Below are 14,182 nucleotides of genomic sequence, written 5' to 3'. Positions count from 1 at the left end.
CAAGCGCCTGAACTGCGACTTCACTACCCGCTAGGCCGGTGGAGCAGTCAGTCACCACTGGTCTCAGCTGGTCACAGCTGGGTTCTGATCCACCCCCGCGCCCCGGATCACAACGCGAGAGCACGGAGTTGCTCGCGAAGATCTTCATACCAGGCGTGCTGCCCCCGCTGATCTGTCCGGGGCGGCGCGCCCAGAGCGTCGACCGGGTCCGTCACGTCGTAGGTGACGCGGTAGGCCGCGATCGACGCGGCTGTGTCCATCCAGGCGGCGCCTTTCTGGCCGGACGGTGGGCTGTAGCCGACGGCGCGGTTCAGCCAGCGCGGCAGCAGGGCGGACTCGCCCACCGCCGCGGCGACACGTTGCCGAATCAGCTGGCGCAGGCGGGCACGAGCCTCGTCGCCGCTGCTGATGGCGGGGTCGTGCACGGCATGTAGCTCGTCATCGGCCGCGATTCGACCGGAGGCCGATTCCGCCTCCTGCCTGGTCAGCTCCAGTTGCCGCGCGAAACTGTCCACGTCGATGATCGCTCGCCGGAACCGGCGAGCCGCCTCGCTGTGAGCCGCATCGCCGAACGACGTATTCGCGAGGACCCTGCTGTGCTCGACCGCTTCGGACCGACGCCGGAGGTGGCGCTCACCCAGCTCTCGATAGGACTCGACGATATGCTCGCAGCGAGACCGGTCGGCCTCATCCAGCACGGCCGCGCGTGCCTCGTCACCCTGGCGAATTATTCCGCTGAGGTTCCCGGTGAAATGGTCGACGTCATCGAGGTCGACCACGGGCGCACCGGCCGTGGACCGCACGGCCCGCTCGATGAGATCCACTCGGTGATCCAGCTTGTACGCAGCCGCCCTGATCTCGGTGAGCGTTCCTGAAAAGCCGTCGAACTCCCCCCGCAGGGCGCACAGGCCGGTCACCACCGCCTCGACGCGGCCAGCGTCCAGCTCCTCGACCTGCCGTTTCAGCGCCTCGTACTTCTTTGTCGCCTTTTGAAGATCCTTGCTAAGGGTGCGAACTTCCCTTTCCAGTTCGTCGAAGTCCGACTGGCTGGGGTGGGTCAGGTCCTGCTCAGTCGCCATGACGCTCCTCTCGTGGCGTCGGCCCCGAGGCCGACGACGTCGGAGCGCCGGCACCGCCGGACACCACGACGCCGAAGAGCACCAGGCCGACGATGACCGCGCACCAACCGGGCAGGGCACCGAACGCGACAAGTACCGCCGCCACTGCGGCGACACCGAGAACCGCGGCTCGCAGGAGGCGAAGGCCCTGCCCTCCGACCGGTCGGCGCGGCTCGGCGCGGAGGTCCGCGAGGGCCACCAGCCCGGCGGCGACCATCGGTAGCCACCACCTGCCGATCCAGCCGACCGCAGCCGAAAGAAGCAGGAAGGCGGCGACACCGGCGGTCGCCGCACTGATCACGCGGATTGTTTTCGCGCGCTCCCGCCGGCGCTCCTCCTCTGCGGCTTTCACCGCACGCCCCTCGCTGTCCAGCAGGTCGACCGTGGTCCGCAGAAGGGCGCTCACCGCCTCCTGGTAATCCACATCGTGGCGGGGTTTCTCACCCAGTTCGCGGTGCTGCTCACGCAGACGCCGACGGTTCTCCTCGGCCTCACTCAGGTCGACTCCCATATGGACTCCGTTTCCAGCGTTGACGCTGCCGCGGGCCGGAACCAAAACCTTCGCCTGGCGCACCCAGCCCACACGCGGGACGCAGGGCAACCGGGAGCCAGGCAACATAGTAGGACCACAACTCCGAAAGATCGGCCGAACGGGTTGTTCAGTCGCTTTCAGTCGCCCGGCTCCCCGCGGCGGGGCTGTTCTCCGGAACAGGCTGTTCCGCGGACATTCGCCGCCACTCGCGCGGGGTGACGCCGTGCAGGCGGCGGAAGCGGCGGGTGAAATGCGTGGGGTCGCTGAAGCCCCAGCGGCTGGCGACCATCGCGATGGTGCGGTGCCGGTGCTCCGGGCGGCGTAGTTCCTCGCGGGCGCCCCGCAGCCGCTCACCGATGATCCACTGTTCGAGGCTGAAGTCGGCCTGGGCGCAGATCTTGTACAGGTGGCGCACGGAGATGTTGTGGGCGGCCGCGATCACGGCCGGCCGCAGGTCGGGGTCGACGAGATGCCGGCGGCAGTAGGCGCGGATCTGGGTGAGCAGTGTTTCGTCCAGCACGTCACGGGCGCGCGGCTCGGCATGCGCGGCCGATGCCAGCAGGGCGCGGGCCAGCTCGATGCTCCCCCGCCCGAGCAGGTGCGCGGCCGGGTCGACGCTGAGGCTGGGAGCCTCCCGGACGAGGTGGGCGACATGGTCGGTCATCAGGCCGTACAGCGGGCTGTCGCGCAGGTTGACCGCCGCGCGACGGATCACGTCGATCGGGAGCCCGATCTGCTCGAACGGGATCTGGATGCAGCCGGCCGCGCCGTCACCGGACCAGGAGAAGTCGTACGGCGACGACAGGTCGGCCATCATCAGCGCGCCGGGCGGCACGGTCTGCCGGTGCCCGAGCTGCTCATGGTGGCCGTCGGCGCGCAGCTGGACGGACAGCGCGACCACCGGCGCGGCGTCCTGCCTGGCCTGCTTCGCCGTGCGGAGCAGGCGCAGCCCCGAGGAGCGGGCGACGAACACGTTCGCCGTCCCGAGATCCCAGACCTCCAGGCGGGTGCGCACGTCACCGCCCGGGTTCTCGTGGATCACATGTGACGGGACGGACGCCTCCATCATCGCCGCGTGGACGGCGTCGATCCGCTCCCCCGGCGGCAGGTCCGCCGTGTCCAGCACGAATCCCATCCGCTCCGCCCTGTGTGCACGGTGAGCCGACAACGGTGCACGCACAGCCCTGCTGTAGGCGCACCACCCCCCTAACGTTCCTTCCGGAGTCTTATCAGGAGGTAGCGGTGCTGCGGGGGCGGGTTGAGGAACGTGCACGCCTGGAGGGGCTGGTCGCGTCCGTGCGTGACGGGCTCAGCGGCGTCCTCCTGCTCCAAGGGGACGCCGGCATCGGCAAGACCGCCCTGCTGGAGCACACCGCCGAGGCCGCCGCGGGCGCGGGCGTGCAGGTCGTCCGGATCGCCGGCGTGGAGTCCGAGTCCGGTTTCGCCTTCGCCGCGCTGCACCGGCTGCTGCTCCCGTTCCTCGGAGCGCCACGCGGCCTGCCGCCGGCACAGGAGCAGGCGATGCGGGTGGCGTGCGGGCTGGCCGACGGGCCGGCGCCCGACCGCTTCCTGGTCGGGCTCGCGACGCTGACGCTGCTCGCGGAGGTCGCCACCACCAGGCCTGTGCTGTGCTGCGTGGACGACGCCCAGTGGATCGACGCCGAGTCGCTCGGCGTGCTCGCGTTCGTCGGGCGCCGGCTGCACGCCGACGGCATAGGCCTGCTGCTCGCGGTGCGGGGGCGCTGTGACGGGCTCGCCGGAATTCCGGTCCAGCCCGTCGCCGGTCTGGACGAGCCGCACGCGCTTGAGCTGCTCCGTTCGACCGTGGCGGGGACGCTGGACGCCCGGGTCGGGGCCCGCATCGTGGCCGCGACCGGCGGCAACCCGCTGGCTCTCACCGACCTGGGGCAGGAGCTGACCAGCGCCCAGCTGGCCGGTGGGGTGTCGCTGCCGGAGCCGCTGCCCGTCGGGGGCCGGCTGGAGGAGCACTACCTGCGACAGGTGGCGGCGCTGCCGAAACCCACGGGGACGTGGTTGTTGCTGGCGGCGGCGGAGCCGGCCGGCGACCTCGACTACCTCCGCGACGCCGCCGCGCGCCTCGGGATCGGGCCGGACGCGACCGGCCCCGCCGAGGCGGCGCGGTTGGTGGCGGTGCGGGCAGCCGTCGAGTTCCGCCATCCGCTGGTGCGGTCCGCGGTGTACGGCGGTGCCACCAGTGTCGCGCGGCGCCAGGCGCACGCCGCGCTGGCTGAGGCGACGTCCCGCCCCGCCGACGCCGACCGGCGGGCCTGGCACCTGGCAGCCGCCTGCGCCGGTACCGACGCCGATGTCGCCGCCGAGCTGGAGCGGGTGGCCGACCATGCCGGCGCCCGCGGCGGGTACGCGGCCCGGGCCACTTACCTCGCCCGGGCCGCCGAGCTCACACCCGAGGCGTCCGGCCGCTCCGAGCGGCGACTGGCGGCCGCCGAGGCCGCCTTCCTCGCCGGCGCCCCACTGCAGGCGCAGGCGCTGCTGGACTCCGTCGAGGAGTCGGCGACGGACGACGTCGGCCGCGGGAGGGCGCTGGTGGTCCGTGCCGGAGCGCTGCTCACGCTGGGGGCCGAGGGAGCGTTCGCCCGGGCGCCGGCGCTGGCACTGCGGGCGGCATCGGCGTTCGGCCCGGACTCGCCGGAACGGGCCCGGGACGCGCTGCTGAAGGCCGTGGAGTACACGAACGGCGCGGAGGGCCTGCTGCTCGACATCACCCACGCCGACATCGCGCGCGTGATCCGGGAGATCCTGGGCGTCGCCGCCGGCGGCGACGCCGGCGGCGCTCCGGGCGGCACCGGCACTGACGCCGCCCCCGGCGCCGGCACCGGTGGCGCGAGGTTGGCGACCGGGCCCGACCTGCTCCTGCGTGCCTTCGACGTCCTCGCCCTCGACGGGTACGTGGCCGCCGTCCCCCACCTGCGACGCGCCTGCGAGGTGCTGGTCAGCCCGTCCACCTCCGACGAGGACTACCTGCACAGCTACCTGTCGGCGGTCTGGATGAGCATGATGATCTGGGACGAGCCGTTGCACACCGCGGTGATCCGCCGGGCCGTCGAGGTCTCCCGGCGCGCCGGCGCGCTGTGGCAGCTGGACACCGTCCTGTACTGCGCGGTGATGCATGAGACCAACCTCGGCGACTTCGCGGCCGCTGACACGCTGATGGCCGACGGCAACCAGGTCCGCGCGGCGATGGGCGCCACGGATGAGGTGTGGGCGATCTACCGCCACCCGGAGCTGCTGGCGTGGCGGGCCGACGGGGACGATCTGACCAACGTCCTGGACGATTCGATGCGCGCCGCGACCTGGCTCGGCAACGGTGCCGTCGAGTCGATCGCCCGGATCGGGCGGGTGATCCTCGCGCTCGGTGGCGGCGACTATGCGTGGGCCCGTACCGAGGCACATCATCTGATCGCCTCCGATACCCGCGGCGTGCACTCGCGGGTCCTGCCGAACCTGGTCGAGGCCGCGGTGCGCAGCGGCGACCGGGTACTCGCGACCGCGACGCTGCGCACGCTGTCCGAGCGTGCGACGGCGGTCGGGGGTTCGTGGGCGCTCGGCCTGCTGGCACGCTGCCAGGCCGTGCTGGCCCCCGACGACCGCGCCGAGCCGCTCTACCGGCAGGCGATCGCCCTGCTCTGCGCCAGCCGCGCCCGCACGGACCTCGCCCGTGCTCACCTCCTCTACGGCGAGTGGCTGCGCCGCCGCAGGCGTCGCCGGGACGCCCGCGACCAGCTGCGTGCGGCGTTGGTGATGTTCGAGGAGATCGGCGCGGCCGGATTCGCCGCCCGGGCCGCGCAGGAGCTCGCCGCGACCGGCGAGACCTGCCGCCCCCGGAACGCGGGAACGGCCACCGGCCTGACGGTTCAGGAGCTCGCCGTCTCCCGGCTGGCCGCCGCCGGTGCGACGAACACCGAAATCGCGGCCCAGCTGTTCATCAGCGCCAACACGGTGGACTACCACCTGCGCAAGGTCTTCCGGAAGCTCGGTGTGACGTCCCGCCGCCAGCTCGGGCCGGTACTGGCCGCCGAGCTGGGCCGGCACGCGGACGATGCCGGCGACGCGGCAGGTCGGGCCTGATCACGTGCGCGGGGCGGCCCGACTGTCATCACTACGTGTTTCGCGGGATTCGGCGGCCGTGCGCCCGGCCCCACGATCGTGGGGACCGGAGTTCGGCACTCTCCTCCATGGGAGCGCTTCCATGCCGTTCGTCAGTACCGCTGATGGCACGCAGATCTACTACAGGGACTGGGGCCAAGGCCGGCCCGTCCTGCTCAGCCACGGCTGGCCGCTCAACTCCGACAGCTGGGAGGCGCAGCAGCTCCACCTCGCCGAGCACGGCTACCGGGCCATCGCGCACGACCGCCGGGGGCACGGCCGCTCCACCCAGACCTGGGGCGGCAACGAGATGAACACCTACGCCGACGACCTGGCCACCCTGATCGAGGCCCTCGACCTGCGGGACGTCACACTGGTCGGGTTCTCCACCGGCGGCGGGGAGGTCGCCCGGTACATCGGCCGCCACGGCACGGCCAGGGTCGCCCAGGCGGTGCTGGTCTCCGCCGTGCCGCCGCTGATGCTGCGCACCGACGACAACCCGGGCGGCCTGCCCGTGGAGGTCTTCGACGCGATCCGCGCCGGTTCGCTCGCCGACCGGTCGCAGCTGTACCGGGACCTCGCCGACGGCCCGTTCTTCGGCCTCAACCGGGCCGGGGCGAGCGTCTCCCAGGGCGTGCGCGACGCGTTCTGGCGCCAGGGCCTGCAGTCCGGGCACCGCAACGCCTACGACTCGATCGCGGCCTTCTCCGCCACCGACTTCCGTCCCGATCTCGACGCGTTCGACATCCCGACCCTCGTCATCCACGGCGACGACGACCAGGTCGTGCCGTTCGAGGTCGGTGGCCAGGCCTCCGCCGCGCGGATCCGGGACGCGGCGCTCGTGGTGTACCCGGGCGCACCGCACGGCATCACCGACACCCACAAGCAGCAGCTCTGCGACGACCTGCTCACCTTCCTCGACAAACACAAGGAGAACCGATGACCGCACCGGACACGATCGTCCTCGTCCACGGCTTCTGGGTGACGCCCCGCAGCTGGGAGAACTGGATCAGCTACTACGAGGCGAAGGGCTTCCGGGTGATCGCCCCCGGCTACCCGGGCTTCGAGGTCGAGGTGGAGGCGCTGCGGGCCGACCCGCAGATCATCGTGGATGTCACCGTTCCCGCGATCATCGAGAAGATCGGGGGGATCATCGACGGCCTCGACCGCAAGCCGATCATCATGGGCCACTCGGCCGGCGGCGCGTTCACCCAGATCCTGCTCGACCGCGGCTACGGCGCGGTCGGTGTAGCGCTGAACTCGGCGCCCACCGAGGGTGTCAAGGTGGTGCCGTTGTCCCAGGTGAAGTCCACGTTCCCGGTGCTCAAGAGCCCGGCCAACCGGCACAAGGCCGTCGGTCTCTCGCTCGAGCAGTGGACGTACGCGTTCACGAACACGTTCACCGCCGAGGAGGCCGAGGCCCTCTACGAGCGCTACCACATCCCCGCCAACGGCGGGATCCTGTGGGGCAGCGTCCTGGCGAACTTCCAGCCCGGCCACCAGGACACCTGGGTGAACTACCACAACGACGACCGCGCACCGCTGCTGTTCATCTCCGGCAGCGAGGACCACATCATGCCGCCGGCCATCCAGCAGTCGAACGCCAAGCACTACAAGTCGAACACCATCACCGAGGTCAAGGAGTACGAGGGGTACGCGCACCTGCTGCCCGCGCAGAAGGGCTGGGAGGAGATCGCCGACTACGCCCTCGACTGGGCGCTGCGGCACGCACAGTCATGAGTTCCGCCCCGTTCCCCGGCACCGCCCCCAGCTCCGTCCGCGTCACCCACATAGGCGGGCCGACCACGCTGCTGGAGTTCGCGGGCTGGCGGCTGCTGACCGATCCCACGTTCGACCCGGCCGGGCGCAGGTACGCGTTCGGCTGGGGCACCTCGTCCCGCAAGCTCGCCGGCCCGGCCATCCCGGCCGGCGAGCTCGGGCCCATCGACGCGGTGCTGCTCACCCACGACCACCACGGCGACAACCTGGACGAGGCCGGCCGCGCACTGCTGCCCTCCGCGGGCACGGTCATCACCACGGTGCCCGGGGCGGCCCGGCTCGGCGGCGGCGCCCGGGGGCTGAGCCCCTGGCAGTCGACCACACTGGAAGCTCCGGGACGGCCGTCCATCGAGGTCACCGCCACCCCGTGCCGGCACGGGCCGCCGCTGAGCCACCCCATCGTCGGGGACGTCGTCGGCTTCGCCCTGCGCTGGGACGGGCAGCGGCACGGCGTGCTTTGGATCTCCGGCGACACCGTGCTCTACGGCGGCGTCCGCCACGTCGCCGAGCGGCTGACCGTCGGGCTCACCCTGCTGCACCTGGGCGGTGTGCGCTTCCCCGTCACCGGGCCGCTGCGGTACACGATGACCGCCCGCGACGCGGTCGACCTGCTCGGCGCGGTACGGCCGCACACCGCCGTCCCGGTGCACTACGAGGGGTGGCAGCACTTCCAGCAGCCCAAAGCCATTATCGAACGCGAGTTCGCCGACGCCCCGCCCGACGTCCGCGACCGCATCCGCTGGCTGCCCCTGGGAACACCCACCGACCTGGAAACCTGACCTCCCTGCCGTTTCCGCATGGGCGCACCGTAAGGCGGCCGGCCGCGGCGGGGTTGTGTTCTCAGGTGACGCCCATGCGGTAGGCGAGTCCGCGTAGGTCGCGGCCGCCGGCCGCGCTGCGGGCCCGTTGCAGCATCACGGCGACGGTCTCGCGGACGAGCGGACTGGTTCTGATCTGCTCGGGTGCGAGTTTTTCGGCTTCGCGGAACATCGCCAGGGCCTCATGGTCCTTTCCGCGGGTCTGCGCGAGGCCACGGCCGAGATCGGCGTAGAAATGCGCGCGGCGGCGGCGTGACGGAAGAACGGTCGGGTCGACGTCCTGCGCCAGTTCCGCGGCCTTGCCGCCGTCACCTCGTTCGACGGCGATGCTCACCTGCCAGACCGCGACATTGGTCGGCCCGAAATGCAGGCGGAAGGTACTGGTCTCCCCGGTGCGCCGGGCGATGTCCGCGGCTTCGGCGATGTGGGCGTCGATGTCGCGGGGGTCGCTGCCGGGGGCGGCGGCCAGTGCCGCGGTCAGGTGAAGAATGCCGTAGACGGGCATGACGTCCGGGTGGTCGAGGCTGGCGGCGGCGGTGTCCGCCGCGTGCTGCGCCACCCGGCGCGCACGGTCGCGGGCCCCGGCGGTGAGCAGGCCGTTCGCGCGGGAGAACTCGCCGAGCGCGGCCCATTCCGGGCTTTCCAGCAGCTGCGCCCCCTGCACGCAACGTTCCGCGGCGATCCACGCGAGGTCGACATAGCCGAGGTCCTTGGCCAGGACGAACGCGGCGCGGTAGACCTCGACGAGGGTGGCGATGGCCGCCCGGGCGCCCGGCCCGTGCGGGTCGGCGGCGTGGCTGTGGAGCCCCTCGATCAGCTCCGGCAGGCGCGGGGCGTAGCTGGCGTGCTCCGATGCCTGCCAGGCGACACCGACCTCGGCGGCGATCCGCTGGAGTTCGGCGACGGGCCAGGCGGGCCGCTCCGGCCGCTCGTGAAAGGCCGTGCCCAGGATGGCGATGCGAAGGGCGGGAATCGCGGCCAGGGACTGGGCCTGGGCCGGGTTCGTCGGCGCGTACGGCTGGCCGGTCAGATCCGTGATCGACACCTGCAGGGCGGCTGCCACCGTTTCGAGGTGTGATCGGCGGTCCATGCGGCGCTGGCCGTTCTCCACCATCGACAGGAAGCCCTTGGACAGGCCGGTGAGCCCCGAGAGTGTCTCCAGGCTCATTCCGCGGTAGCGCCGGCAGGACCGTATCCGTATGCCGATTGTCGGCAGTTCCGATCCGTCGTTCATGACAGCGTCTCCCGGTCTGACGGAGCGCGGGCAACTGCCGCCAGCCTATCCCGCCCAATGCGGCGCCCCGCATTCACGGCGGTGAACGCCACGCGACCCGTCCAGCCAAATCGGTTCGCAGGTGTGAACGTTTGGTTACGCGCGAAACATAGCCTGTCCCACGGCATGACTCCGCTCGCGATCGCCAGCGGCGCTGACGGATTCGGGAGGTGGCTATGAGGGATGGGGACAGCACGGACATCGACGCTGACGACGAATGGATGTGGAATAACGACGACTGGTTCACACCCTGGCCCTGGCTGCCCGGAGAATTCCGGTGGCTGGATTACCCGCGGGCCGAGAGTTCCGTCGCCGGAATACCGGACGCCGCACTGCGGGACGTGGCCGCGTCCGGGGCTGGGGATGATCGCGACCCTGCGGGCGGATCGACGGCGGAGACGACACCGTCGGCGGCTCCGGCGGCCACCCGCTGGGAGTTCGATTCCGGTGGGCTTCGGCCCCTGTGGCCGGAGCCGTCCGACAGCCTGATCGTCGGCCTGCTGCCGGCGTCGATCCAGTCGGGCGGAGAGGCACAGGAGATGCTGCTGTGCGACCTGATCCGCGTCGACGCGGATGTGATGGTCGGGGCGAGCATCGGCGTGGCACAACTGGCAACCGTGGGCCTGGTCGTCCTGCATCGCCGCTTCACGTCCCTGATGCAGACGCGGGTGGCGTGGGCGGTGGGTGTCCGGCTGCGGCAGGAACGGCTCGCGGGCGGCATGCTGCCCCGGATCGTGATGGCGGGGTCGCTTCCCAGCGACGACATGATCCCGGACGGAGTGACGTTCTCGGCGCACCGGGTACACCTGCGCGACCACGAGGTCATCTCACCGGTGGAGGTGTGGGAGGCGAACTTTCCCGCGCTGTTGACCACCGGGGAGAACGCTGTCCGCCGGGCACCGCGTGGCCTAGCCTGACTCGTCCGTCCAGGGTGCCTGCGCACGTTCGAGGAACGTCGGTTCAGCGGCGGCGGCGTCGTCCAACGCCAGCAGCATCGGCAGGTAGACCTTCCCGGCCTCGTCCGGGACGGCCTCCTCGACCGTGCCGACAGGGCGGAAGCCGTGGCGCAGGTACACGCCGACGGCGGCCGGGTTCGTCGGCACCACCCACAGCCGCACACCGACCGCGCCGACCTCCCGCACCCACCCCAGTGCGGCGCCGAGCAGCAGGTCAGCCGCCTCGGTGCCGCGCACGGCCGGCGCCACCCACATCGCGGCGAGCTCGCGGAACTCCGGTGCGTGCGACGGACGGTGCACGTCGACCATGCCGACGAGCGGCCCCGGGGCGCCTTCAGGCCGGCCCGGGGCGCGTTCAGGCAGACCCGGGGCGCGTTCAGGCAGACCCGGGGCGCGTTCAGGCAGACCCGGGGCGCGTTCAGGCAGACCCGGGGCGCGTTCAGGCAGACCCGGGGCGCGTTCAGGCAGACCCGGGGCGCGTTCAAGGAGGAAGGTGGCGTGCGCGTCGCCGGTGGCGTTGCGGGCCGCGCGTGCCTGCCAGTCGGCGAAGGGCCTGGCGCGTTCGCCGGCCAGGGTCTGCCAGAACGAGTCGGGTGCGTCGGCGAGCGCGGCGAGGCGTACCTCGCGCAGCCGCTCGGCATCGGCGGCCTCGATGCGGCGCACGTTCACCCTGACGATGCTATTCAGGCGGACGAAAATCCTCAGGGCTTCGAGCTGCCGCCGAGCAAGAGCTGAGATCGTCGCGGCGAGCGTGTAGAAGGTCTGACGCAGGTCGACTCGGTGACACCGACTTCGACCAGCCACCCCTGATCAAGGCGCCCCTCATCCGCTTCCAGGTCGAGCACCTCGGTATCGGCCTGGTGGCCGGGTCCACTCGCCGTCTGGCCACCGCCCAGGGATCCGGCGCCCTCGCGCCGTCCCAGCAATTCGTCTCAAGAGAGACAAAAGAGGCGCAGAGTCGTTTGACGATCCACAAGGGTTGAGGATTTTGGCTGTCGGAACGACCAAAATCCTCAACCCTTGCTCGGCAGCAGCCAAAGTCCGAGGCTCGGATTCCGCTACACCCTCGCTGGCGACCACGATCCTCAGCTCTTGCCCAGCGGCAGCGCGGCAGCGCGAGACTCGGGGCGTTACACACACTGGACGCCGAACATTCTCGACGCTTCGAGCGCCAGCTCGAGCTGTGGGGCGGTCCCAGACCGGTCGAACCTGCTCAGGAAATCCGGGTGACCGCGATTTCCCCCAGGGCGCGCGCCGTTCCCGGCTCCGCTCCGGCACCGACGGTGACATTGACGTACACCCCTCCCTTGACCGCGTAGAAATCCTGGATGTTCCCCCCACTGGTATAGGTGAATGCCTTGTACCCGCTCCCCGAAACATCCTCGGTCGGCTGACGGTACGGGAGGCCGCGCAGATGCCGGTATTCTGAGTCGGCGTTTTCGCGCGTGGCCCAGACCGTCACCCAGCCCTTGGGCGATCCATAAGGGCAGCCGATGACCACCGGGGCTCCTTCCCCGGGGAAGGGCTGGCCCTCGGTGAACTGCGCGCCGACCGCCCGGGTGACTTCCTCCGCCGTCAGCAGCTCACAGGTCGCGAACGGAGGCGACTGCACGGGATTGTCGCACGCGATCACGCCCGTCAGGAATGCCGCGACCAGCCCGGCGGCCGTGAATATCTTAGCCGAGAGCCGCCAATCGACCAGAGTTTTCCGCATGCATCTTCCGTCCTGTCACCAAGCCGACATCTTTCACTGACACAGGTTCACCCGTTCTCGAATCTAGCGGAAGTCCGGGAGATTTCTGCCGCATCATCCGGGGACGGCGACCGCTATTCCCGCCACCGGTCCGGCCACTGGTGCGGACGCTCCCGCCGCAGGTCCCGGGGCCGCACCCGGCACCGTCGTTGACGATCAGCAAGCGACATCGCTTGCCTATGGGCACAATCAGGGCGCAGGATTTCAAAGGCGGTGCCGCCCGCGCCCGCGCGGGGGGAGCAACCACTGATGCCGACCGCGGGCGATCCGGCGGCGCGCCGGCGGGTGCTGCTGACCTGCCTCACCGCGATGTTCGCCACCACCTTCACCGCGACGCTGCTCACCGTCTCCCTGCGCACCGTCGCGGAGGACCTCGACTCCAGCGTCGGGGTGATCTCCTGGTCGGTCACGGGAGCGTTGTTCGCCCTCGCGGTGGCGATGCCGATCCTCGGCCGGATCGGCGACATCCGCGGGCATCGCCGCACCTTCCTCACCGGCACGGCGTTCGCCGTCGTCTTCTCCGCCGCCACCGGGCTGGCGTGGGACGCGACGTCCCTGATCACGTTCCGGATCCTGGCCCAGCTCGCCGGGTCGGCGACGATTCCGGCTTCGTTCGCGATGCTGTTCAACGTCTTCCCGCCGCAGGAGCGGGTGCGGCCGTCGGCCTGGGCCTCCGGGGTGCTCTCCGGTGCGTCGGTCACCGGCCTCGCCGTCGGCGGCGTGATCATCGATTCGATCGGTTGGCGTGCGGTGTTCTTCCTTCAGGCCGGCATCGCGATCGTTCCGCTGGTCGCGGCCATCCGGGTGCTGCCGCGGGATCACGGTGAGAGCCGGGCCGCGCTGGACAAGGCGGGTGCCGTGGTCCTCGCTCTGGCGGTGTTCACGCTCACCTTCGGGGTGAACCGGGCGGCGGCGTGGGGGCCGAAGCCGATCGTCTGCGTGCTGCTGGCCGCGGCACCGGGACTGTTCTGGCTGCTTGTCGCGGTCGAGCGACGCAGCGCCGAGCCGGTCGTCCCGCTGGAGCTGCTGGCGGCCCGGGACGTCCGTGCCGCCGGAGGGACGTCGTTCCTGCTCTGCGCCGCGCACCTGGGGAACTTCCTGGTGACACCGCTGCTGTTGCAGGGCGTTTTCGGGCTGTCGGTGTCGCTCACCTCGGTCGTGACGATGTGCCGCACCCTGTCGATCGCGCTGGCCGCTCCGTCCGCGAGCTGGCTCGGAACGAAGTTCGGGCCCCGGCTGCTGGCCGCCCTCGCCAGCTGCGTCTACGTCGTCGCGCTACTCATCCTGGCCTTCGGCGCCCGCGCGGACCTGCTGTGGCTGGTCATCGTGGGGCTGATCGTGAGCGGTCTGGCTTTCGGGCACGCGCAGCCGCCACTGATCGTCATCGCCAGCAACGCCGTCGCGGACGGAAGCTTCGGGCTGGTCACCTCGCTGCAGCAGACCGCGGGCCAGATCGGCGGTGTCGTCGGCACCAGCCTGCTCTCCGCCGTGGTCGCGGACGCGCTGGAACCGGGCCCCTTCGCCGTCAGCTACCTGATCGCCGCCGCGTTCGCCGTGCTCGCCGCCGCCACCGTGCTCCTGAGCACGCGACGCTCCCCCGCCGCGGCCGGCCTCACACCGGTGGGCACCGTTCCGGCCCTCGACCCTGATGTGACGCCGGCTCCACGCTGACGTTCCGCGCCGAGGTTCGCCCGCTGAGGTTCGCGCGCTGAGGCCGCCGGGTGGCAGAGCCTCCAGGCCACACAGTCTGGTTCCGGACCCCGCGGCTACCCTGCCGATCCGGCACATTACGCTGCCATCGTCACTATTCAGGCACATGCATTATTCA

The 14,182-nt window shown here is 71.2% G+C and carries 12 protein-coding genes; 6 read left to right on the top strand and 6 right to left on the bottom strand.

The window, feature by feature from the left end:
• Positions 1–107 precede the first annotated feature (107 nt).
• The 3 genes from FREUN1FDRAFT_RS41865 to FREUN1FDRAFT_RS24020 form a co-directional block, all read right to left on the bottom strand.
• Positions 108–1,079, bottom strand: coding sequence for a hypothetical protein (locus FREUN1FDRAFT_RS41865; protein WP_006542823.1), 972 nt, complete (start codon positions 1,077–1,079; stop codon positions 108–110).
• Positions 1,069–1,629: a hypothetical protein gene (locus FREUN1FDRAFT_RS24025; protein WP_006542822.1), complete on the bottom strand. Its 561-nt coding sequence runs from the start codon at positions 1,627–1,629 to the stop codon at positions 1,069–1,071. Before FREUN1FDRAFT_RS24025 ends, FREUN1FDRAFT_RS41865 begins: the two co-directional genes overlap by 11 nt.
• A gap of 148 nt (positions 1,630–1,777) precedes the next feature.
• Entirely contained in the window at positions 1,778–2,785 is a 1,008-nt protein-coding gene (locus tag FREUN1FDRAFT_RS24020) for a helix-turn-helix domain-containing protein (protein ID WP_006542821.1), read from the bottom strand.
• Between the two features lie 107 nt (positions 2,786–2,892).
• Here FREUN1FDRAFT_RS24020 and FREUN1FDRAFT_RS24015 point away from each other — a divergent pair, with 107 nt between their 5' ends.
• From FREUN1FDRAFT_RS24015 to FREUN1FDRAFT_RS24000, 4 genes are all read left to right on the top strand, one after another.
• Positions 2,893–5,757 carry a LuxR family transcriptional regulator gene (locus tag FREUN1FDRAFT_RS24015; protein ID WP_006542820.1) on the top strand — a complete coding sequence of 955 codons (2,865 nt, stop codon included), beginning with the start codon at positions 2,893–2,895 and terminating at the stop codon, positions 5,755–5,757.
• Positions 5,758–5,878: 121 nt separating this feature from the next.
• On the top strand, positions 5,879–6,718 hold the full coding sequence (locus FREUN1FDRAFT_RS24010; protein ID WP_006542819.1) for an alpha/beta fold hydrolase: 840 nt from the start codon (positions 5,879–5,881) through the stop codon (positions 6,716–6,718).
• Positions 6,715–7,515, top strand: a complete 801-nt coding sequence (locus FREUN1FDRAFT_RS24005) for an alpha/beta hydrolase (protein ID WP_006542818.1) — start codon at positions 6,715–6,717, stop codon at positions 7,513–7,515. Before FREUN1FDRAFT_RS24010 ends, FREUN1FDRAFT_RS24005 begins: the two co-directional genes overlap by 4 nt.
• Positions 7,512–8,333 (top strand): MBL fold metallo-hydrolase, encoded by an 822-nt coding sequence (locus tag FREUN1FDRAFT_RS24000; RefSeq protein WP_006542817.1) that lies wholly within the window; start codon positions 7,512–7,514, stop codon positions 8,331–8,333. The genes FREUN1FDRAFT_RS24005 and FREUN1FDRAFT_RS24000 overlap by 4 nt, the downstream gene beginning before the upstream one ends.
• 61 nt (positions 8,334–8,394) lie before the next feature.
• Here FREUN1FDRAFT_RS24000 and FREUN1FDRAFT_RS23995 read toward each other — a convergent pair whose 3' ends face one another.
• Entirely contained in the window at positions 8,395–9,606 is a 1,212-nt protein-coding gene (locus FREUN1FDRAFT_RS23995; RefSeq protein WP_006542816.1) for a helix-turn-helix domain-containing protein, read from the bottom strand.
• Positions 9,607–9,821: 215 nt separating this feature from the next.
• Between FREUN1FDRAFT_RS23995 and FREUN1FDRAFT_RS43060 the strand changes: the two genes are divergently transcribed.
• Positions 9,822–10,562: a hypothetical protein gene (locus FREUN1FDRAFT_RS43060; RefSeq protein WP_006542815.1), complete on the top strand. Its 741-nt coding sequence runs from the start codon at positions 9,822–9,824 to the stop codon at positions 10,560–10,562.
• Here FREUN1FDRAFT_RS43060 and FREUN1FDRAFT_RS46675 read toward each other — a convergent pair.
• Positions 10,554–11,270 carry a GNAT family N-acetyltransferase gene (locus FREUN1FDRAFT_RS46675; RefSeq protein ID WP_232295373.1) on the bottom strand — a complete coding sequence of 239 codons (717 nt, stop codon included), beginning with the start codon at positions 11,268–11,270 and terminating at the stop codon, positions 10,554–10,556. The two genes, FREUN1FDRAFT_RS43060 and FREUN1FDRAFT_RS46675, sit on opposite strands and share 9 nt — an antisense overlap.
• Before the next feature lie 544 nt (positions 11,271–11,814).
• The gene (locus tag FREUN1FDRAFT_RS23980) at positions 11,815–12,315 is read right to left on the bottom strand and encodes a hypothetical protein (RefSeq protein ID WP_006542813.1); all 501 of its coding nucleotides are present in this window, start codon (positions 12,313–12,315) and stop codon (positions 11,815–11,817) included.
• A 288-nt stretch (positions 12,316–12,603) separates the two neighbouring features.
• Between FREUN1FDRAFT_RS23980 and FREUN1FDRAFT_RS23975 the strand changes: the two genes are divergently transcribed.
• Positions 12,604–14,025, top strand: coding sequence for an MFS transporter (locus FREUN1FDRAFT_RS23975; protein ID WP_006542812.1), 1,422 nt, complete (start codon positions 12,604–12,606; stop codon positions 14,023–14,025).
• Positions 14,026–14,182 lie beyond the last annotated feature (157 nt).

Source organism: Parafrankia sp. EUN1f (assembly GCF_000177675.1).
Taxonomy (GTDB): Bacteria; Actinomycetota; Actinomycetes; order Frankiales; family Frankiaceae; genus Parafrankia.
The sequence above is the reverse complement of the archived record's forward strand: the minus strand, read 5'-3'. Positions and strand labels throughout refer to the sequence as shown.

Coding starts and splice junctions, on each gene's coding strand:
- FREUN1FDRAFT_RS41865 (WP_006542823.1), bottom strand. CDS start 1,079: ATGGCGACTGAGCAGGACCTGACCCACCCCAGCCAGTCGGACTTCGAC.
- FREUN1FDRAFT_RS24025 (WP_006542822.1), bottom strand. CDS start 1,629: ATGGGAGTCGACCTGAGTGAGGCCGAGGAGAACCGTCGGCGTCTGCGT.
- FREUN1FDRAFT_RS24020 (WP_006542821.1), bottom strand. CDS start 2,785: ATGGGATTCGTGCTGGACACGGCGGACCTGCCGCCGGGGGAGCGGATC.
- FREUN1FDRAFT_RS24010 (WP_006542819.1), top strand. CDS start 5,879: ATGCCGTTCGTCAGTACCGCTGATGGCACGCAGATCTACTACAGGGAC.
- FREUN1FDRAFT_RS24005 (WP_006542818.1), top strand. CDS start 6,715: ATGACCGCACCGGACACGATCGTCCTCGTCCACGGCTTCTGGGTGACG.
- FREUN1FDRAFT_RS24000 (WP_006542817.1), top strand. CDS start 7,512: ATGAGTTCCGCCCCGTTCCCCGGCACCGCCCCCAGCTCCGTCCGCGTC.
- FREUN1FDRAFT_RS23995 (WP_006542816.1), bottom strand. CDS start 9,606: ATGAACGACGGATCGGAACTGCCGACAATCGGCATACGGATACGGTCC.
- FREUN1FDRAFT_RS43060 (WP_006542815.1), top strand. CDS start 9,822: ATGAGGGATGGGGACAGCACGGACATCGACGCTGACGACGAATGGATG.
- FREUN1FDRAFT_RS23980 (WP_006542813.1), bottom strand. CDS start 12,315: ATGCGGAAAACTCTGGTCGATTGGCGGCTCTCGGCTAAGATATTCACG.
- FREUN1FDRAFT_RS23975 (WP_006542812.1), top strand. CDS start 12,604: ATGCCGACCGCGGGCGATCCGGCGGCGCGCCGGCGGGTGCTGCTGACC.